General features: G+C 64.0%; 16 protein-coding genes. 7 read left to right on the plus strand and 9 right to left on the minus strand.

Annotation, left to right across the window (positions count from 1 at the left end; all coding sequences use genetic code 11):
• Positions 1-11: 11 nt before the first annotated feature.
• The 4 genes from SO156_RS18370 (at position 12) to SO156_RS18385 (ending at position 3,698) form a co-directional block, all read left to right on the plus strand.
• Complete coding sequence (locus SO156_RS18370; RefSeq protein WP_498535779.1) at positions 12-1,367, plus strand: MFS transporter; 1,356 nt, start codon at positions 12-14, stop codon at positions 1,365-1,367.
• A gap of 50 nt (positions 1,368-1,417) precedes the next feature.
• On the plus strand, positions 1,418-2,476 hold the full coding sequence (gene gtdA / locus SO156_RS18375; RefSeq protein ID WP_498535813.1) for a gentisate 1,2-dioxygenase: 1,059 nt from the start codon (positions 1,418-1,420) through the stop codon (positions 2,474-2,476).
• Complete coding sequence (locus SO156_RS18380; protein ID WP_498535780.1) at positions 2,469-3,176, plus strand: fumarylacetoacetate hydrolase family protein; 708 nt, start codon at positions 2,469-2,471, stop codon at positions 3,174-3,176. The genes gtdA and SO156_RS18380 overlap by 8 nt, the downstream gene beginning before the upstream one ends.
• A gap of 282 nt (positions 3,177-3,458) precedes the next feature.
• Positions 3,459-3,698 carry a DUF3551 domain-containing protein gene (locus SO156_RS18385; RefSeq protein WP_458147503.1) on the plus strand — a complete coding sequence of 80 codons (240 nt, stop codon included), beginning with the start codon at positions 3,459-3,461 and terminating at the stop codon, positions 3,696-3,698.
• Positions 3,699-3,745: 47 nt separating this feature from the next.
• On the opposite strand, the gene SO156_RS18390 is transcribed toward SO156_RS18385, so the two are convergent.
• The 5 genes from SO156_RS18390 to SO156_RS18410 all read right to left on the minus strand — a co-directional run bounded on the left by SO156_RS18390 (position 3,746) and on the right by SO156_RS18410 (position 9,256).
• Positions 3,746-4,978 carry an acyl-CoA dehydrogenase family protein gene (locus SO156_RS18390; RefSeq protein WP_498535781.1) on the minus strand — a complete coding sequence of 411 codons (1,233 nt, stop codon included), beginning with the start codon at positions 4,976-4,978 and terminating at the stop codon, positions 3,746-3,748.
• A 78-nt stretch (positions 4,979-5,056) separates the two neighbouring features.
• Positions 5,057-6,433, minus strand: coding sequence for an FAD-binding oxidoreductase (locus SO156_RS18395; RefSeq protein WP_498535782.1), 1,377 nt, complete (start codon positions 6,431-6,433; stop codon positions 5,057-5,059).
• Between the two features lie 37 nt (positions 6,434-6,470).
• Complete coding sequence (locus SO156_RS18400) at positions 6,471-7,817, minus strand: NAD(P)/FAD-dependent oxidoreductase (protein ID WP_498535783.1); 1,347 nt, start codon at positions 7,815-7,817, stop codon at positions 6,471-6,473.
• Positions 7,818-8,137: 320 nt separating this feature from the next.
• Complete coding sequence (locus tag SO156_RS18405) at positions 8,138-8,860, minus strand: winged helix-turn-helix domain-containing protein (protein WP_498535784.1); 723 nt, start codon at positions 8,858-8,860, stop codon at positions 8,138-8,140.
• A gap of 174 nt (positions 8,861-9,034) precedes the next feature.
• Entirely contained in the window at positions 9,035-9,256 is a 222-nt protein-coding gene (locus SO156_RS18410; protein ID WP_458147508.1) for a hypothetical protein, read from the minus strand.
• Between the two features lie 334 nt (positions 9,257-9,590).
• On the opposite strand from SO156_RS18410, the gene SO156_RS18415 reads away from it, so the two are divergent.
• On the plus strand, positions 9,591-11,198 hold the full coding sequence (locus SO156_RS18415; protein WP_498535785.1) for a hypothetical protein: 1,608 nt from the start codon (positions 9,591-9,593) through the stop codon (positions 11,196-11,198).
• Entirely contained in the window at positions 11,195-14,134 is a 2,940-nt protein-coding gene (locus SO156_RS18420) for an AAA family ATPase (protein ID WP_458147510.1), read from the plus strand. Before SO156_RS18415 ends, SO156_RS18420 begins: the two co-directional genes overlap by 4 nt.
• A gap of 41 nt (positions 14,135-14,175) precedes the next feature.
• Here the strand turns inward: SO156_RS18420 and SO156_RS18425 are convergent, their stop codons facing one another.
• From SO156_RS18425 to SO156_RS18440, 4 genes are all read right to left on the minus strand, one after another.
• Complete coding sequence (locus tag SO156_RS18425) at positions 14,176-15,414, minus strand: ABC transporter permease (protein WP_498535786.1); 1,239 nt, start codon at positions 15,412-15,414, stop codon at positions 14,176-14,178.
• The gene (locus SO156_RS18430; RefSeq protein ID WP_498535787.1) at positions 15,411-16,142 is read right to left on the minus strand and encodes an ABC transporter ATP-binding protein; all 732 of its coding nucleotides are present in this window, start codon (positions 16,140-16,142) and stop codon (positions 15,411-15,413) included. Before SO156_RS18430 ends, SO156_RS18425 begins: the two co-directional genes overlap by 4 nt.
• A 1-nt stretch (position 16,143) precedes the next feature.
• The gene (locus SO156_RS18435; protein WP_458147513.1) at positions 16,144-17,478 is read right to left on the minus strand and encodes an efflux RND transporter periplasmic adaptor subunit; all 1,335 of its coding nucleotides are present in this window, start codon (positions 17,476-17,478) and stop codon (positions 16,144-16,146) included.
• 164 nt (positions 17,479-17,642) lie between these two features.
• On the minus strand, positions 17,643-17,966 hold the full coding sequence (locus SO156_RS18440; RefSeq protein WP_458147514.1) for an adenylate cyclase: 324 nt from the start codon (positions 17,964-17,966) through the stop codon (positions 17,643-17,645).
• A 523-nt stretch (positions 17,967-18,489) separates the two neighbouring features.
• On the opposite strand from SO156_RS18440, the gene SO156_RS18445 reads away from it, so the two are divergent.
• Positions 18,490-19,269 (plus strand): class I SAM-dependent methyltransferase, encoded by a 780-nt coding sequence (locus tag SO156_RS18445; RefSeq protein WP_498535788.1) that lies wholly within the window; start codon positions 18,490-18,492, stop codon positions 19,267-19,269.
• Positions 19,270-19,274 lie beyond the last annotated feature (5 nt).

Raw genomic sequence — 19,274 nt, forward strand, 5'->3', positions numbered from 1 at the left:
TGGAGTTCGTGATGTCCGCTGCGAATATTGTAGACGTTACCGAGGTCATCGAAGAGGCGCGGTTCGGACGCCTCCAGCTTCTGATCCTCGTTCTTTGCGCATGGATCGCCTTGCTCGACGGTTTCGACACGCAGGCGATCGCCTATGTCGCGCCCGTGATTGCCGAGCAATGGGGGATCGCCATGGCCGGCTTCGGTCCGATCTTCGGTGCGGGCCTGGCTGGGCTCACGGTCGGTGCTTTCGTCCTGAGCCCGGCTGCCGATCGTTTTGGTCGGAAAAGCGTGATCCTGCTCTCGGTGCTGCTGTTCGGCATCTTCGCGCTCGTCACGGCGCGCGCGACCACGCTGAACGAGCTTCTGGTCTACCGCTTCCTGACGGGCCTTGGACTCGGTGGCGCGATGCCCAACATCATCGCGCTGACCAGCGAATACGCGCCCAAGCGGATGCGCGCGCTGCTCATCGCCATCATGTTCTGCGGCTTTCCGCTGGGCTCGACGATCGGCGGCGTGATCAGTGCGCCGCTGATCGGTGCGCTCGGCTGGCAAGCGGTCTTCGTCGTGGGCGGCGTGCTTCCCCTCGTCACCCTGATCGTGCTGTTGATCTGGCTGCCCGAATCGATCCGCTATCTGATGACACGCGACGTCGCAGACGAGCGGATCGCATGGTTGCTCGTCAGGCTCGACCCGACCATCGCGGCGACGGCGGCGAGCCGCTATGTCATGCATGGTTCGCAAGCGCCCGGATTTCCGGTGACGAAGCTCCTTGGGGAAGGCCGCGCATCCATGACGGCGCTCCTCTGGATCGCGTTCTTCATGAACCTGCTCGTCATGTACTTCCTGGTGAACTGGATGCCCTCGCTGCTCAAGGCGAGCGGCCTGCCCCTCAACATCGCGATCCTCTCGACGGCGGTGTTGAACGCCGGAGGCGTCGTCGGCGCGATCGTTCTCGGCCGCTTCGTCGATCGGCTCGATCCATATCTCGTGCTCGGCGGCGCCTATTCGGCCTCCGCGCTCTTCATTGCGGGTATCGCATTCGGTTCTTCCAATGTGTGGACGCTGATGATCTCGACCTTCCTCGCCGGGTTTGGCGTGGTCGGCGCGCAGATCGGCATGAACGCGCTCGCGGCAAGCCTGTACCCGACCGCGATCCGCTCCACCGGGGTCGGCTGGGCGCTGGGCGTGGGTCGCATCGGATCGATCATTGGCCCGGTCGCAGGTGGCGTGCTGCTCGGCTTCGGATGGACCGCGCAGTCCGTCGTCTTGACCGCGGCGGTGCCGGCAATTCTGGCGGGACTGGCGGTGATCGCGCTTCGCAGACGAGAGCCGGCGCTCGCACTCGTGTCGTCGGCCGCGACACTGCATCACTAACCATCTTGTTCTCAATCACAGCGAGACAAACGATGTCCCACGATACGATCATGGCCCCAACCGCCGATACGCCGGAACGCCGGGCCTTCTATGACAAGATCGACAAGAGGAACCTGACGGCCCTATGGCTGTCGCTGGCCGATCTCGTCACGCCCGAACCGAGAAGCGCGTGTCGGGCGGCATCCTGGCGCTTTGATGAGATCCGGGCGTATATGCTCGAGGCCGGAAGTCTCATCACCGCCAAGGAGGCGGAGCGGAGGGTTCTGGTCCTCGAAAATCCCGGTCTTCGCGGCCAGTCGAAAATCACCACGGATCTCTATGCCGGCGTGCAACTGGTGATGCCGGGTGAGGTTGCGCCGGCCCACCGCCATACCCAATCCGCGCTGCGATTCATCCTCGAAGGCGAGGGCGCCTACACGGCGGTGAACGGCGAACGCACCATCATGCACGAGGGCGATTTCATCATCACGCCGCCCTGGGCCTGGCACGATCACGGCAACCCCAGCCCCAATCCGGTGTTCTGGCTCGACGGTCTCGATATTCCCGTCATTCAGATGCTCGATGCATCCTTTGCCGAACATCTCGACGTCGACGAGCAGCCGATCACCCGTCCCGTCGGGGACAGCGACGCCCGCTACGGCCATAACCTGCTTCCCGTCGATCACAGGGGAGGCGGCGGCACCTCGCCGGTGTTCAACTATCCCTATGCGCGAACGCGCGAGTCGCTCGAGCGCTTGCGACGTGGCGCGGCCTGGGACGCATGCCACGGACTCAAGATGCGTTACACCAACCCGATCACCGGCAATCACGCCATGGCCACCATGGCGACCTTCATCCAGCTCCTGCCGAAGGGGTTTGCAACGACGGCTTACCGCTCGACCGACGCGACCGTGTTCGTGCCGATTGAGGGCAGGGGGCGCAGTGTCATCTCATCGCGATCCGGCGAGGACATCGTCGTCGAGTGGGGCAAGCGCGACATCTTCGTCGTCCCCTCCTGGCATCGCGTGCGTCACGAAGCGATCGACGGCGACGCCGTGATCTTCTCCTATTCCGATCGACCCATTCAGGAAGCCCTGCATCTTTTCCGGGAGGACCGCGGCAATGCCTAACGCCAACACTCACTCTGATTTCGTTCTGCCGCCGCCGCCGCATGCGTCGGTCGCGGTCCACAATTCGTCGGCACGCTTTCCGCTGCGCCGGATCATCTGTGTCGGACGCAACTATGCGGCGCACGCGCGCGAGATGGGGCGCGATCCCGATCGCGAGCCACCGTTCTTCTTCATGAAGCCCGCGGACACGGTCGTGGACGACGGAACGACGGTTCCCTATCCGCCGCAGACCAGCAACTTCCACTACGAGATCGAGCTGATCGTCGCGATCGGCCAGGGCGGCACCGACATCCCCGTCGCTCGCGCGCTCGATCATGTCTGGGGCTACGGCGTCGGCATCGATCTGACCCGCCGCGATCTGCAGCTTCAGGCCCGTGAGCAGGGCCGTCCCTGGGACTGGGGCAAGGGTTTTGACCTGTCGGCGCCGATCGCCCCGCTGCGACCGGTTTCGGAGGTCGGCCATCCAAACGCCGGGCGCATCTGGCTTGCCGTCGACGGTGCGCTCAAGCAGGACTCCGACATCTCAAAGCTGATCTGGCCCGTGCCGGACATCATCTCGATCTGCTCGCAGTCGATGGTGCTCAAACCCGGCGACATCATCATGACGGGCACCCCGGAAGGCGTCGGCCCCGTGCAGCGCGGCCAGGTGATGACGGGAGGAATCGAGGGGCTGGGCGAAATCAGGATACCTGTCAAATAGCTCCGTTGAAGTCGCATCGCTCGTGTATTCATTTGTCGCGTCGCGCTGGCCTCCTTGGCCAGCCGGCGCTGCACTTCAACTTTCGAAATGGGGCTGCGTGGATGGCCGGTGTTCGGGTCTTCGCAACGGAATAATTTGGCAACAGAAAAATTTGGCAACGGAATAACGCACCACGGGAACGGCTACGAGCCCGGAAACGTTTGATCTAGCTCAACGGTCGTCTTGTCGTTTCGGTGCCCTCTCGCGACCGTCATATCCGCCCCGCTTTCCGTTGGAGCAACGATGCGCACGATCCTGGTCGCACTGACGCTATTGGCAGCCGTTACCACGGCTCATGCTGCACACGATTATCCCTGGTGTGTCTTTGGCGGAGGGCTTGGCGCCTCCGGTGACTGTTCTTACCAGACAAGAGAGCAGTGCCTGGCGTCAGCATCCGGCCGATGGAACACGTACTGCGATATGAATAGGCGCCATCTCTTCAAGCAGCGCGCATCGCATCCCAGGAAAGTCCAACAGTATTGAGGACCGCGTGAAAAGCAGATGGGACTCCTTTCCATCTTACCGCGGCACTATTGTCCCGAAACCGGATCGACCGGAGGGAAGCCGAGCGCGTGTGCACCAGCGCGCGCATAAAACCGCTCCTGGGCAAAGACATGTTGCCTCGCGGCGTGAACATCGCGCAACCGCCGCTGCAGCGGTGATGCGTTGAACACGACGGAGGATCCGCCGAGCCCATGGCAGCCGCTGACGACGTCGGCGCAGGTCGCGTGGATCCAGGCGTTACCCTGCAGGCTCTCGGCAAAATCCGTCTTGTCATCGAGCACGCCCGCGATTGCGCGATCCCAATGGTTTTCCGCCTGAACCTGCAGGAGCGCACGTGCCGCCCGCAGCCCGGCATCGAGCCGGCCGAATTCGTGCTGGAAGACAGGCGAATCCCTGAGATCGGCGGGCGCGAAGAGCTGGCGGCGGCCACCACCGGTCATGGCGACGAGATCGGCGATTGCGCCGGTCGCAATACCGATGGGGACGGCCGCATGAAGGTCTCCGATGAACGGCGCGATGGCACCCGCGAACGGCCCCGGCACGCATGAAGGTCCATGAAGCAGATCGAAACACTCGGCCTCGGAGACGGTGACATTATCGAGGGTCACATGATGGCTGCCGCTGCCTGTCAGTCCGAAGGCCTGCCATGTGTCCTCGATGTGCCAGCGCTCCGCTGGAAGCACGACAGCGCGCGTCAATGGCCGCGCGCCCGACATCACCGGCGCCCCGTCCTTGTGGACGACGAAATGACCGGCGATCCATTGCGCGTTCTGGCAGCCGCTGGCGAATGGCCAGCGTCCTGAGACTCGATAACCGCCATTGACCGTTTCACCCCGACCGGCGGGCGTGCCCACCCCGACCACGAGCACATCGGCTCCATTCTTGTACATACGATCGAATATTCCCCGCGGCGCCCGCATGCAGAACATCTGCGACGTCGTTCCGATCCCGGCCACCCAGCCGAGCGAACCGTCGAGCGCAGACAAGGCTTCGATCAGCGGCAGAACCTCAGGCACGCTCAGCTCCAACCCGCCATGGCTGCGCGGCAGCATGGTCCGGAAGAAGCCCATCTGTCGCAGCCTGTCGGTGATGTCGGCAGGAATTCGTCGGGCGCTCTCGATCTCGCCAGCGCGAGCGACAATCTCCGGCGCCAGTTCATTGATCGACGCGAGCAGTCGCGCGACTTCACGCGCAACGGGCTGCTGCCTCGTGGGGCGATTGGTGTCCTGGCGCACAAGTTGAACTTGAGTGGTCACCATCGGTGTATCTCCAGAGCTAGTGTGACAGAGACGGACGGAATGGTTACGGCTGCAACATGATTTCCCGATCGAACGGCTCTATCTCTCCGGCAGCGGGATCGCAGACGCGAAGACCCGATTGGGATCGAAGCGACGCTTGAGGGCGCAGAGCCGGGCGCCATTGTCGCCATAAGCCGTCGCCGCCTGTTCGCGATCATCCGGCGCCAACAGGTTGGCGTAGCCACCCGGCAGGGCGAACGGGGCGAGGCTCCTGCAAAGGTTCTGCGCCCATTGCCTGTGCTCCGCGCCGTTGCTCCCATCGGGCTCCCAACCGGCGATGATCTCCACCATGAAATGCTCCTGGCGCAAGCCGAAGGCGATCGCATCCGCCGGAATGCGCGTGGCCGCGCCGTGAAAGTGGTGAAAAGCGATGGCAGTGCGGTGCGACGTCTTGCGGGCGGCTGCGCCGATGATCGTATCGATAGCGCCGGGCATGAGCGTGGGCAGCGAGCGCGTCCGGATCTCCCAGTGGCAGCCAGCCGCTTCCGCCACCCAGGCGTCAAACGGGGCGAGCATGTCGGTGTAGGTCATCGGCCCAAGCTGTGCGAATTGCGGCGTTCCAAGGGCCTGGAGGTCACCGATGATGCGTTCCCCTCGATGTTGGTCGCCGTTCCACAGTGGCGACAGCATGAGCGCGGGCTGGCCATCCGGACCGGATGTCATGATCGCTGACACACCGAGTTCGTCAGGCATGGTTTCCGCGAACGCCGCGTAGCGGCGCAGCACTGACTCGGCTTCGGTCCAGGGATACACGATCGATCCCGCGAGCATGCGGGGCGCTTCATGCAACTGGATCCGCATGGAGGTGACAACGCCGAAATTGCCGCCGCCGCCGCGTAGCGCCCAGAACAGCTCGGGCTCCGCATCCGGTCCGGTCGTTACGCGCCGCCCGTCCGCGAGCACCACCTCGGCGCCCAGCAAATTATCCGCCGCCAGGCCGTACCGACCGTTCAGAGGGCCGTAGCCGCCGCCCAGGGTGAGGCCGGTGACGCCGACCTCACCGCAGTTGCCCAGTGCCGCGACCAGACCGTAGAAGCCGGCGGCGGCAGCCACGTCCTTGATCCTTGCTCCGCCGGAGACGGTTGCTGTTCGAGCGTGCGGATCCACGATGACTTGCCTCATCCTGCCGAGGTCGATGACGAGTCCGTTCGGGCATAAGGCGCGGCCCGCCCAGTCATGACCTCCGCCGCGCACCGACAGAGGGATTCCGTGCCGACGCGCACTGCGCACCGCCGCCTGCACGTCCGCGGTCGTCTCACACACTGCAAATAAAGCAGGCTGGTTCTCGACCGCGCCGTTCCATACCCGCCGCGTGCGGGCATAGTCATCGTCGCCCCGTGACACGATTCGTCCCTGCATCTTTGCGCCCAGTTCCGCGGCTGGGCCGGAGGTCGTCGATTTGTTCATGACGTTCATCAATTCCTCCACTTGTGATTTCGAAGACATGAAGGGCCTACGCGGCCGCCATCATGGACTTGACGTGGCTTGCCAGCTCGGGCTGGTGCAGCGCGCTCTGCGGCCTGAGGAGCCCTCGTACTTCGCAGACGATCCTGTCCGTCTCGTAGTCCTCGGCGGCGAGCCGCATGAGCGCGCGCGTGTATTGCGTCCTCGCTTCGAGGTCCGGCGGCCGCACGCCGCGCGTCTGCGGATAAACGAGATCGTCCATCGCGACGGTCCATGGCGTTTCGAGAAGCGGCTGGATGTCGCGGAAGAAGGCTTCCGCGAGGCCATCGAGCGGATCGATGAGTCGGCAGCGCGACTCGAGCAGGGTCGCTAAAACGCAGCCCTCCTGCGCGGCGACCGACATCCCCTGGCCCTGGACCGGGGGGAAGCGGCAGATCGAGTCCCCGAGCGGGATCAACCCGCGAGGGAAACGGTCGAGCTTGTCGAAAGCGCGCCGCACGCTGCATGGCATTCCGAACCGCTCGATGTTGCCGACCTGCTTCGCGCCGCGGATCGCATTGTAGATGGTGGGACGGCGAAGCGACTTGGCGAAGGCCATGAACCCGTCAATGTCGCCCGGCGCCGTCTCGCCGTGATTTACGCAAAGCGAAACGCTCCATCGTTGCCCCTCTATGGCCATGATGATTGCGAGGCGGCTGCTGGCCGGCGGCATCGGCACGTGCACCATGCCGAGCCAATCCGTCGGAGCGTCGTCAGGCTTTTCGAAGATGGCCGTCGCATAGGCCTGATCGATGCCGATCTCGATCGCTGCCGGTTTCGCCGAGCCGATCGCTTCGAGGAAGCGAAGCGCTGGCGAAGCCCGACCCGAGGCGTCGACGACCAGATCCGCAGCAAGACTTCCCTCCCTTCCGCGCATGTCGTCAAAGCGCACTCCGGCCACCGCACGATTGTCGTGCGAGGCGATGAGTTCCGTCACGCGCGTGCGCGGCCTGAACTCGATATTCCTGATACGTTCGACCCGGCGACGGCAGACGTGCTCGAGCGCAGGGCGCGACATGCCGAATTGATCGAAGCCGAGGTCGCGCTGCGGGAAAGGATCGAAGCCCGGCGCCTCGAGGCGCATGTCGCGCCGAACGCGTATCCGAACGGCGCCAGCCTCGACGAGATCATGCTCGATGCCTGGAAACAGAAATTCGAGTGCTCGGTGTCCGCCCGCGAGCAGCCCATGCGTGTGCCAAGCCTGCGGCGTGCCGGAACGAGGCACAGGCACGTCCGGCAATGCGTCACGGTCGAACACCATGACCTTTTCGAAGTACGGCGCGACGGCCTTTGCCGCGGCGAGACCTCCCATCCCCGCACCGATGACGACGGCTTGCTTGAGTATCGGATTTGACATGCGTAGGGTTCCCGATGGATGCGATGTCGGCCGGCACAATCTTCCGCCGGCGGCGAAGCTGAGCGAGCCTCCCGCACGATGAGCGGGACGCGCTACGCAAGAATTTCAGGAACTACGCATTGCGTTACAGCCGTAGCGTGGTGGCTCACGGCAAACGAGCGCACATCTGCAAGATGACGCGCAGGCTCGGTCACACAACAATGCGCGCCCGCCAAAATCACATCCGGGGTCCGCCTGCCCAATGGAACACGTCTCTTGCGGCCGGGTCGCCATCAAGGCCGTCAAGGATCGGGTCTTACATGGCCGGTTCGAAGAATTGGTTAGAAGCGCTCGACCGGCGCGGCAAAAACATAGCCGACGCCGCGCTCGGTCCGGATCATGGGCGGTGCATCCGAATCAATCTCCAACTTGCGCCGCAGCCGCAGGACCTGAACATCGACGCTCCGATCGAAAATATCTTCATGAACCCGCGTCGCATTCAGGAGATGCTCGCGTGAAAGGGGGCGCTCAGGAGCTTCCAGGAACGCCAGCAACAAGGCATACTCGCCTTTGGTTAGCGAGACTGGTGTTTCGTTGGGGTCGACGAGACGTCGGCCATAACGCTCGAGCCGCCAGCCATCGAACCTGTAGCCGCCGCCTTCCCGCACACGAGTTTGCGCTGAACGCGACATTTCCCGGCGTCGCAGTATCGCGCGGGCACGTGCGAGCAATTCTCTGGGACTGGGCCTTACGATGTAGTCGTCGGCGCCAAGTTCGAGGCTGACGACAGAGTCAACCTCGTCGGCGCGATTGCCGGTGACGATGACTGGAACGTCTGATTTCGACCGGATGGATCGCAGTCGATCCAGCCCGTGATGCAGGCCGTGTGGCTGGTCCATGATGATCAAGCTGGGAAGCGTTCGGGTGCAGTTCAACTCGCTCCAGTCGGACGAACAACTAGTGGGGAAATTGTGGTCGGAAAAGTAGCTGCTCACCGCCTGCCGCATCAACGGATCATTGTTGACGATCAGGACATAGCCTGTCGCTCCGATCTCCTGGTTCATGTCTTTTCCCGTCAGTCATCAGACGCACTTCCGATCTCATCGCCCCCAAATCGACGGCCGGAATTCTTCGCCCGAGTAACCCGGCCGTCGATTTACGACTGTGACCTGCTTCATATTTCACGAAAGCGTTGATCGCTGTCGATGGTGGGTTCCTGCTGGCGCCAAACTCCGGCTTCAAGTTCCGGCTTCAAGTTCCGGCTTGATACGGATGCTGAAGCGCTCGGCCGGACGCTTCGCAGCGTCGGCATTCTCTCGCGTTACCACGCCGACGCTGGGCACGGCGCGACTTCCGGGTTCAAATTGGTCGAGCGCTCGGTCTGACTTGATGGCGACGCCGGAGATCGCGAGCAGCCCACCGACCATCAACTTTGGGGTCACGCGGTCGCCAAGGATCATGACGCCGCGCCGGAGGTCGATGCCGGGCGTCTCCGACGTCAGCCGCCAAACCCTCGCCGAATTGTGAAGAATGTCACATGTCTTCCGTTGATCCCATGCTACGCCTCGTCCGCTGTGGGCGCCGTATTTGTTTCTGAGTGTGTCAATCGTCCCGGCAGGGTCGTTTCGGCAAGCTTTCAAAATTTCTGCAAATTCCAAAGTTCTGCAAATTTAATGGGGGCGTCCGCCGGCGCGCTTGCGCAAACGGCATCTCGGGTTCAGATTGAACGCCGGAAGCCGTGTCCTGCAGGCATGCGTGCTTGAGCAGCAGTCCCATGGGCACGAGGGGGTGCACATGCCGCGATCTCAATCCCGGTCGAGCTGGGCGGTCGTCGCCACAGCCGCCACGACGCTGACGCTGAAGCTTGCACTGATATCTGCACTCATGCCCGCGGCCGCAGTCGCGGCCGATGCGGCCGATCCGTTCGCCTCCAACTTTGGCGTCTACCCGCCGGCGGACTCCAACCCGCCGCCGTTCGAGGGGCCCTACAAGTTCCGCAAGCTGAGCCACGACTATCCGGCGCAGCCACCGGAGCGGTCGTGGCGCGACGTCAAGCCGAAGGGCCCCATCACCGTTGCCAACGCCGGCGACTACATGGCGCGGCTGAAGGACTATGTCGCGCCCTCGCTGCGCAAGATGATCGAGGCGCCCGCGCAATGGGATCCGGCCTCGAGCGGCTGGTACGACATGCCCTGGATGGGGCCGGCGGACGCACCCGGCGACTATGACAGCGGACGTGATCCGATCCTTGGTGCATTTACCGGACAGATCATTCTTGGAGCGAGCGAGACCAACAGCGGGCTCAAGAGCGACACCGAAAACCACACCATCGTCTATTACGACCGCATGGCGGCGACGATGCTGGACAAGATCTGGAAGGACATAGGCAAGCCCGACGTCGATGCCGCGAGCTTTCCCGAGGGCTCCCTCGTTGTGAAGGCCGGAGGCGTGGCGGCGACGCCGGCTGACTGGCCGGTGGTCGATGGCGCCGCGATCTGGCGCGTGTACCGGCCGCCGCTCAAGGAGATCCTCGACCATCGCCTGCACGGCTCGAAGGCGCCCTACACGCTGCAAGTGACGGATTTGCGCGTGATGCAGTTCGACATCATCGTCAAGGACACCGACGCGGCACCGGAGACGGGCTGGGTGTTTGCGACCTTCGTCTACGACAAGGATGCGCCCAAGGGCACAGGTGCCTGGGACCAGATGGTGCCGCTCGGTGCCGCCTGGGGCAACGATCCGCAATTCGATCACTATCCGGAAGGTCATCCGCCCGGCACGGCGCTCACGCAGTTCTGGCACAATCCGAAGGCGCCCGACTACACCGAGGCCACCCTCGGATGGGGCGGGCGCATGTCGGGACCGATCGACATCGCCCAGCGCCACGGCGTGATCCTGGTGGAGGGTGTGCAGCGCGGCCAGCTCAAGACCGACGCCGATTGCGACTCGCCGAACGTCAAGCATACCAATGTCTCCGGCGCCTTCCATGCGTCCGCCTGTCTGAGCTGCCATGGCACTGCTCAAAGCCTGGTCCCGGCGCGGATGTATCCCTCGCCGATCATCGCGTCGCTGCCGCCGGACGGAACGCCGTTCTGCCTCTACACGCCGGGCGGCCCGCAATGGGCCCAGTGGTATCAGAACCGCCCGGGCGACCAGCCGCAGCTTCTGTTGCCGGCGCTGCTGCTGCCCGCGGCCGTCTCCACCGCGAGCATGACGGCGCTGCCGTTCGTACGCTTCGCGCCAAATCCTGCGACGCCGGTCGATCCGCAGGCGGTCCACCGCGCCCTTACGAAGGCGCCGCGGGGGCTCGACTATGACCTGCTCCTGATGTTCGCCATCGGCACCGCGCAGCAGAGCACACAGGGCTTCACCCTGCTGCCCAAGCGGACACCGGTCCATTGACCGCCTTCTGCACCCAGTGCGGCACGCCGCTCGGCGAGGGCGTCAAGTTCTGCGGCGCCTGCGGCGCGCGGATTGCCGAGGCGAAGCCGGTGACGGTTCGGCTTGCGCTCGGCGAGCGCCGCAGCATGACCGTGCTGTTCGCCGATCTCGTCGGCTCGACCCAGATGATCGACGGGCGCGACCCCGAAGAGCTGCTCGACGGCCTCGCCGCCTATCGCATGGCCATCCGCGAGACCGTCGACGGCTTCGGCGGTTTCATCCTGCATCATCTCGGCGACGGCGTGGTGGTCTGCTTCGGCTACCCGATCGCCAATGAGGACGCAGCCGAGCGCGCGGTCCGCGCCGGTCTGGCCATCGTCGACAAAGTCGCGCGGCTCGCCCCTGCGGTCGCCGGCACGCCGCTTCAGGTCCGTGTCGGCATCGCCACCGGCGTGATCGTCGGGCAGGGAAATGCGGCCACCGCGCGCATCGAGGACAATTTCACCGGCGCGGCGCTCAACATTGCCGCACGGCTGCAGTCGCTGGCTGCGCCGGGCGAGGTCATCATGGCGCAGTCGACCGCGCGCCTGGTCGAGGGTGTGTTCGAGGCGCGCGCGCTCGGGCCGCAAACGCTGAAGGGTTTCGCCGAGCCGATCGCAGCGTTCGTGCCCACCGGTATTCGCGCCGGCCGCAGCCGCTTCGAGCGCCGGCTCGATATCGCCCGCGCGCCGCTCATCAATCGCCATGTCGAGCGCGATGCGCTCAGGCGCCTGTTCGACGTGGCGTGCGCCGGATCGGCGCAGTTCATCAATCTCGTCGGCGAAGCCGGCATCGGCAAGTCGCGCCTTGCGCACGTGCTGGACGAGACGGCACCGGATGCGGCGTTTCAGACCGTCAACCTGCAATGCAACGCCGCGCTCGCCAACACCGTGCTGCATCCCCATATCGATCTGCTGCAGCGGCAATGCGGCATCGCGGCCCATGACGAAGACGGCGTGCGGCTGCAGAAGCTGCGCGTGTTTCTCGACGACCGGCCAGCGACTGATCCCGAAGCCCCCGCGCTGCTCGCGAGCCTGCTTGGCATCGCCGGCGAAGACGTGCCGCCGGTCCGCATGAGCCCGCCCGAGCAGCGCGCGCGCACGCTCGCGATCCTGCAGGAGCTCATGGTTGCGCAGGCGCGGGAGAAGCCGCTGGTCGTCGTCTATGAGGATCTGCACTGGGCCGATCCCACCTCGCTCGATTTCCTCTCCGGCTTCGTCGAGGCAAGCCCCGCTGCGCCCTTGATGATGATCGCGACGACGCGGCCCGGATCGCGGCTCGAATGGGCCGCGCGCGAGAGTGTGACCACGCTCGCGGTCGACCGATTGACGGCGGACGATTCCTCCCGCTTTGCCGAAGCGATCGGGCGCGACATCGGGCTGTCGCCCACCGACGTGTCGCGCATCGTCGCCAAGACCGACGGCGTGCCGCTGTTCGTCGAAGAGATGACGCGCATGATGCTGGAGTCGCCGGATCGCATCCGCCGCGGCGATCTGCCCGAAACCCTCTCCGACCTGTTGACCGAGCGGCTCGATCGGCTCGGCCCGGCCCGGCGCGTGATCCAGGTTTGCGCCGTGATCGGGCGCGAGTTCGCGCCCGCGCTGCTCGCCGCAGTGACGGAACAGTCTCTCGAAGAGCTCGACGAGCCCCTCCAGGCGATCCTCGCCTCCGGCCTGGTTGGCCGAGGGCCGGGCGAGAACCTCAGCTTCAAGCACGCGCTGATCCAGGATGCCGCCTATGCCTCGTTGCTGGCGCGGCCGCGGCGCGAGCTGCACGAGCGCGTCGCGCTGCGGCTGATCGCGGACTTTCCCGAAATCGCCGAGCGCGAGCCGGAGATCGTCGCCCGCCATTTCACCCTCGGCGGCAAGCCGCATGCGGCTGCCGGATGGTGGCTGCGCGCGGGCGGCGCGGCGATCGGGCGCGGCAGCGCGCAGGAAGCGGCGGCGTTGTTGCAGGCGGGGCTCGATGCGCTCGCCGATCAGCCCGACGACGAGGCGCGCCGGCGCGAGGAGCTCGGCCTGCTCGCCGTGCTCGGCCCGGCCCAGATGGTAATGAAGGGCCCCGGCAGTCCCGACTTCGGCGCCGTGCAACGGCGCGCCTACGACACCTGCCGCGCACTGCCCGACACGCCGTCATTGTTCCGCATCACCTATGGCCTTGCGCTGTATCACTGGGGCAAGGCGGAATTCGCAACCGCGCTGCCGCTCGCCGAAGCGCTCGATGCGATGAAGGCCGACGACCCCAGCGAAGAGCACACGCTCGCGGCCGGCAACATGAACGGCATGATCCGCCTGCATCTCGGCGATGCGATGGAGGCACGGAGCCGCCTGAGCGAGACGGTCGGGCTTTACCGGCCGGAGCGCCATGCGCCGCTCTATCCGCATTACATGATGGATTTCGGCGTGTTCGGCCGCTTCTATCTCGGCATCGCCTGCGCGATGACGGGCGCCGGCGATGCCGGCGCGGCCCATGCGCGGGATGCGGTGCAGCTTGCGGAGGCGCTCGGCCAGCCGCATTCACGCGGCTTTTCCATGCTCGCCAATTTCATCGTCGCGATGCTGCGCGGCGACGTCGCGACCGCGCGCGACTGGGCGACGCGCTGCCGCCCGTTCTGCGTCGAGATGGGCTTTCCGGAATTCGTTGCCTTCGCCGACGTCGCGCTCGGCTGGGCCGACATCCGGGACGGCGCGGTGGAGAGTGGCCTTGCGCGTCTCGACGAGGGCATCGCCGCCTGGAAGGCGACTGGCTTCGAGACCTGGCAGACCTGGTTCGGTGCGCTCCGCGCGCAGGCGCTGGTCAAGCTCGGCCGCCACGACGAGGCCCGTTCTGAAGTCGCCGAACAGGAGCGCCGGGCGGCGCAGAACGGCGAGCGCCTGTTCGCGCAGTATTTGGCGGATGCCGTGCCGTCGTCGCCGTGAACGGTGGGGGCGCATTACCACACACACTCTCTCTCTCTCGGTCATTCGAAGCGCAGCGCGACGATTGGATCGAGGCGGGCTGCTCGTCGCGCCGGATACATGCCAAACGCAATTCCGATCAAACCGGCAAAGCAGCAAGCGGCCAATACCGGCCAAGGGCTGATCATGACCGGCCAGCCGGCCCTCCACGCGATCGCGATGGCCGCGGCAATCCCAACGCCAGCGCCGATCAGGCCTCCCAGCGTCGCCAAGACGGCAGACTCGACCAGGAACTGCCGCTGGATGTCCCCCTGCGTGGCTCCGACGGCCATACGCAAGCCGATTTCGCGTGTCCGTTCCGTGACCGAAACCAGCATGATGTTCATGATGCTGATGCCGCCGACAATGAGCGAGACTGATGCGACCGCAATCAGCAGAATTCCCAGGGTCCGGACCGCGGCCTCTCGTGCAATGAGAACGTCCGCCGGGTTGTCGATACTGAAATCGCTACGCGCATCAGCGCGAATATGATGTCGCTGCCGAAGCAGTGCTTCGATTTCGCTTTCCATCGCCGGTCTTGCGGCGACGTCCGAAAACTTGACGGCGATGAAATCCAGAGCCTGGCGGGTTGTACCATGTACCGAGCCAAGCACGCGACTCTTCGCGGTCGAGATTGGAACGAAGACGACATCGTCCTGACTGCGGCCGGCGGCTCCGATTCCCTTCTTGTCCAGCACACCAACGACCGTAAAGGGCACGTCGCCAATCCGGAATGTCTTTCCGACTGCGGGACGCGAGTCGAACAGTTCTACAGGAATGACTGCCCCAACGATGGCGACTTTGGCGCCGGAATCGATCTCGGCACTGTTGAACGAGCGGCCATCCAATATCGTCCATTCACGAGCGACCAGGTAGTCGGGCGTGATTCCGGCAACCAACGTCTTCCAGTTTCTGTCTCCTGCGACAAGCGGCATCGTGCGCGACAGCAATGGCGCCGCAACCCGTACGTTCGCGAGGTCGCGCCGGATCGCCGCGGCATCCTCCTCCGTCAGCGTTGGCTGTGTTCCGGCTTCGAGCCTTGCTCCGTTCGAATTGGTTCTCGCGCCAGGCCATACCAGGAGAAGGTTGGCGCCGAGGGTGCGGATTGTCTCAGACACTTCCGCCCGGGCACCGGCGCCGAGCGACACCATGCAGACGACTGCTGAAACTCCGACCAGGAGTCCAAGTGCAGTCAGCGCACTTCGCAGCTTGTTCACCCGAAGTGCTCGCGTGGCAATGCGGAGATCTTCCAGGGGGCTCATCGCACGCGCCCTTGGTAGAAGGTCAATGGAGGAGAATTGCTAGTCGATGCCCCATCATCCTCGACGATCTCACCGTCCCGGAGGGTGATCCGCCGTCGCGTGCGCCCGGCGACCTCCGCCGCATGGGTAACGATGATGATCGTGCGACCGTCTCGGTGCAGTTCTTCGAACAGCGAAAGAATCTGGTCGCCTGTCGTGCTGTCGAGTGCACCCGTCGGTTCGTCGGCCAGTATGAGTGTTGGGTCATTGACGATAGCGCGGGCAACAACGACTCGTTGCTGCTCTCCGCCGGAGAGCTGGTTCGGCCAATGATGGCGACGATGGGCCAGTCCGACGCGGTCCAGCGCTTCCGCGGCCCTGGCGCGGCGTTCACGGTTACAAACGCCCGCATAAACCAGCGGCAGTTCGACATTCTCCAGTGCGCTCGTCCGCGGCACAAGGGCCGGAATCTGGAATATGAAGCCGATGTCCTGCCCCCGGATCCTTGCGCAGGCGCTGTTGTCCAGATTCTCCACCGGCCGTCCGTTCAACGTGTACCGGCCGCGGTCGGGTCGCTCGAGGAGACCCAGAAGATTCAGCAGGGTCGACTTTCCAGAGCCCGAGCGGCCGCGAATCGCGACAAGCTCGCCGCCTGCGATCGAAACCGACACGTCGTGCACGGCGCGAATGAGGCCTCCTCCCGACGGATAGTCCTTGGAAAGCCCAATCGTCTGGACCAGCGAGGCCATCTTAGAATCCAAGCCGGACTCCGAAATAGTTTCGGCGGCTCTGTGAGGTGGCAACACCCGTGATCACCTGCTGGCCCTCTGTCAGGGGACCTTCCAGCAAGGCAGCACCGCTGTCGTCGCTTGCGCCGAGCCTTACGACGACTGGGTCCGGTCGACCCTCGCCATTCACCACCCATACCGTGGTCGATCCCTTCGCGGCGACACGGCTCTCATCCTCCGAACGATCGACCGGCCTGAATCGCAGCGCCTGGCCGGGGATCTTGAGAACATCGCCGCTGTCATTGATCACGATGCCGAGCTGCGCGGTCATCCCCGGCAAGAGCAGCAGATCGGGATTGGGCGCGGAAATGATCGTCGTGTAAGTCACGACGTTTTGGACAATTTCGGGAGCCTTCCGGATTTGCAGCACGCGTCCGCCGAAGGTTCGATCCGGATAGGCGTCGACCGCGAACTCCACGGCCTGGCCAATCCTTAGCTGTCCGACATCGGCCTCGTCGATCTTCCCATGCACCTCCATCTCGTGCAGATCCCCCGCTATCTGGAACAACGTCTTCGCTTCCAGGCTGACGGCGACGGTCTGTCCAGGATTGACGTCTCGCTTGATGATGATGCCGTCGATCGGGGCGCGGATCAGGGTGCGGTCGAGATCGAGTTGCGCCTGTTCGAGAGCAGCCTGCTTCTGCTCGATGACGGCCTGCGTGTTCTCGAGGTTGGCTTCCGCCATCTGCCGTTCCGCCTCCGCGATTGCAATCGCTTCGGTCTTCATCGTGATCTGTTCGATGGAAGCACGCAGGTCTGCGTTTCCGGAATCGCGCTGCGCCTGTGTGCGGGTCAAGTCCTGCTCGGTGCCGCTGCCGGTGCGCACCAACTGAATCTTTCGTTGGAGCTCTCTCTCCAGCTCGCCTTGTTTGGCCTTGACGGCGGTGGATTGCGCCTCCGCCAGCTTTTCGGCCGTCTGCGCGTTCTCCACTGCGATTTTCGCCCGTTCGAACGCAGCCGTCTCAAGCTGTGCCGCCGCCTTCGCCACGCGCAGTGCGGCTCTCGCCTCGTTCACGCGAGCGACAAAAGTCTCCTGATCGAGTTGCGCGATGGGCTGGCCGGCCGTGACCGAATCATTGAAGCCAACGAACACCTTGGCGATGCGTCCGGACAATTGGGAGCTGACATCGACAGTAACGACTGCCTCGACGGTGCCGCTCGCCCTTACCCGGGTAGCAATGTTGCCACGCTCCACGGCGGCGGTGATGTAAGTCGAAGTCGAGCCCCCCGGGCTATTGGCGTAGCCAAGCCCGACCATGAGTACGCAGACGAGAGCACCCGCAACGCCGAGACGCATGTGGCTCTCTTCCTGTCGCTACAACCGAGCAGTCCGCCCGGCGCTCCGAAGCGGGCAAACCGCGAGCAGGCAAAGATCAGCCTGTTCGCGCCGGAGGCATCTCCGGAGCTCACGGAGAATGCTTTCCTCCACCGGGTGATGGAAACCCGGTCGAAACAGATCCGCTACGGCATCTGGGAATGCTGGAAGCAGGCGACGTCGTACTGCGAAACCGCGTGATCGGTGTTCGCGTTTGCATGGCCGCCGGGCCCGGTCGGATTGCCTGCGTTGCCGGCGTAGGTTTTGGTGACGTCGACATTGAACGGTGAGCCGTTGGCGTTGACCGATCCGCCCGGCCCGGGGCCGACACTCCCAGTATTGCACGATATGCCGTGGTTCGAGCCCGGCTGTCCCTTTTGGTTCGTCACCAGATGTGGATTCGCGGCAAGCACGACCGACGGGACCAGCAGGCAGGCACTGACAGCGAGGGAGGCCATGAGGTATTTCATCTCTGACTCCTGTTTCAAGGCGATGCTGAAGACTGAAATATCGGCCCCTGATGCCCAAAGCCCTCCAGCAACCGGTCACTCGGGGGGCGAGTCTCGGCGTTGGCACCAGATGCTTTCGCGCTTGAGCCGGCCCCATGCAGCGCGGACGGCAAGGCGCGCAAACTGAAACATTGAAAACACGCAAGGTTCCAAAAATGTCCAATTACAAATGAGTCAGTTTCTGACACCGATGATATCTTTGTCAGTTTGCCTGGCGGCCTGGCCATTGAAGGAGGGAAAATTCGGCTGAGGGAAACAACCAATCCAGCCTTTTCGTGCAACGGCACGACCGAGTGGCTTCGAATGCGGAGCGATAGTTTGTCCGCGGTTGAGGTGAAGGAAAGAGGTGCGAAACAGATATTTCTGGTGCGGTAGCCTGATGATGGGGCAATGAAAAGGACGTCTACCGCTGCGGCCATCTTCTGGTCGGCAGCGCGCCCGGATGATAGCTTTCCGACCCGAGCACGATCTGTGGAGGTGCGTCTTGCCAGCACATGATGTGGATCGGAAGTACGACCGAGACTTCTTGCTCAGTTCCGAAAAGCGAAATCAACTCGTTGAGCTGTGGGAGGTCGAAAAGTATGGCAGGGACTGCTTCAACGATCCCAATCATGTTCATCTCTACGGGATGGCTCCAAAGGACTGGTACGGGCGCGGTGTGCGCATCCTGGCGCGGACATGCCTTGAGGCCGTCAAAGACCCCCTTGGCAATAAAATTGGTAGCGACATCGCCGAGGTCGTCGCGCCAATAGCCGGTAGCCGTCCGATCGGCGTCGTCGATCCGTTCGCGGGCTCTTGCAATGGCCTTAACGCGATTGTGCGCCATTTACCCGGTGCGAAGGGGATCGGCTTTGAGATCGAACCCGCAGTCTTCGATTTGACGATCCGGAATATTGCTCACCTCCACGCCCCTATTGAACTCGTCTGTGGCAGCTACAAATATCTTATCGCCTCGCACAGACATCCCGCCGATCATCTGATTGTAGTTTTCCTCGCTCCCCCGTGGGGTGACGCGCTACGTCCCGATACGGGTCTGCATCTTGACCGTACGAAGCCGCCCATTCTCGAGATCGTTCATGATTTCGAGCAGGTCTACGGCGGGCAGCCTGTTCTCTACGCGACCGAAGTTCACGAAATCAACGAGTCGACGGCACTCAAGGCTGTTGAAGACGCGTTCGATTGGTCAGATCTTCGGATCTACGACGTCAACGTGCCGGGGCTGCAACACGGCATTCTTCTTGGCACTCGCCGCTGGCCGCGATGACCGAA

It is taken from the genome of Bradyrhizobium sp. UFLA05-125, from assembly GCF_059803515.1.

Excerpts from the sequence above, each read along its gene's own strand:
- SO156_RS18400 (WP_498535783.1), bottom strand. The coding sequence starts at position 7,817 with ATGTCAAATCCGATACTCAAGCAAGCCGTCGTCATCGGTGCGGGGATG.
- SO156_RS18380 (WP_498535780.1), top strand. The coding sequence starts at position 2,469 with ATGCCTAACGCCAACACTCACTCTGATTTCGTTCTGCCGCCGCCGCCG.
- SO156_RS18370 (WP_498535779.1), top strand. The coding sequence starts at position 12 with ATGTCCGCTGCGAATATTGTAGACGTTACCGAGGTCATCGAAGAGGCG.
- SO156_RS18395 (WP_498535782.1), bottom strand. The coding sequence starts at position 6,433 with ATGAACGTCATGAACAAATCGACGACCTCCGGCCCAGCCGCGGAACTG.
- gtdA (WP_498535813.1), top strand. The coding sequence starts at position 1,418 with ATGGCCCCAACCGCCGATACGCCGGAACGCCGGGCCTTCTATGACAAG.
- SO156_RS18415 (WP_498535785.1), top strand. The coding sequence starts at position 9,591 with ATGCCGCGATCTCAATCCCGGTCGAGCTGGGCGGTCGTCGCCACAGCC.
- SO156_RS18390 (WP_498535781.1), bottom strand. The coding sequence starts at position 4,978 with ATGGTGACCACTCAAGTTCAACTTGTGCGCCAGGACACCAATCGCCCC.
- SO156_RS18410 (WP_458147508.1), bottom strand. The coding sequence starts at position 9,256 with ATGATCCTTGGCGACCGCGTGACCCCAAAGTTGATGGTCGGTGGGCTG.
- SO156_RS18385 (WP_458147503.1), top strand. The coding sequence starts at position 3,459 with ATGCGCACGATCCTGGTCGCACTGACGCTATTGGCAGCCGTTACCACG.
- SO156_RS18435 (WP_458147513.1), bottom strand. The coding sequence starts at position 17,478 with ATGCGTCTCGGCGTTGCGGGTGCTCTCGTCTGCGTACTCATGGTCGGG.
- SO156_RS18430 (WP_498535787.1), bottom strand. The coding sequence starts at position 16,142 with ATGGCCTCGCTGGTCCAGACGATTGGGCTTTCCAAGGACTATCCGTCG.
- SO156_RS18425 (WP_498535786.1), bottom strand. The coding sequence starts at position 15,414 with ATGAGCCCCCTGGAAGATCTCCGCATTGCCACGCGAGCACTTCGGGTG.
- SO156_RS18405 (WP_498535784.1), bottom strand. The coding sequence starts at position 8,860 with ATGAACCAGGAGATCGGAGCGACAGGCTATGTCCTGATCGTCAACAAT.
- SO156_RS18440 (WP_458147514.1), bottom strand. The coding sequence starts at position 17,966 with ATGAAATACCTCATGGCCTCCCTCGCTGTCAGTGCCTGCCTGCTGGTC.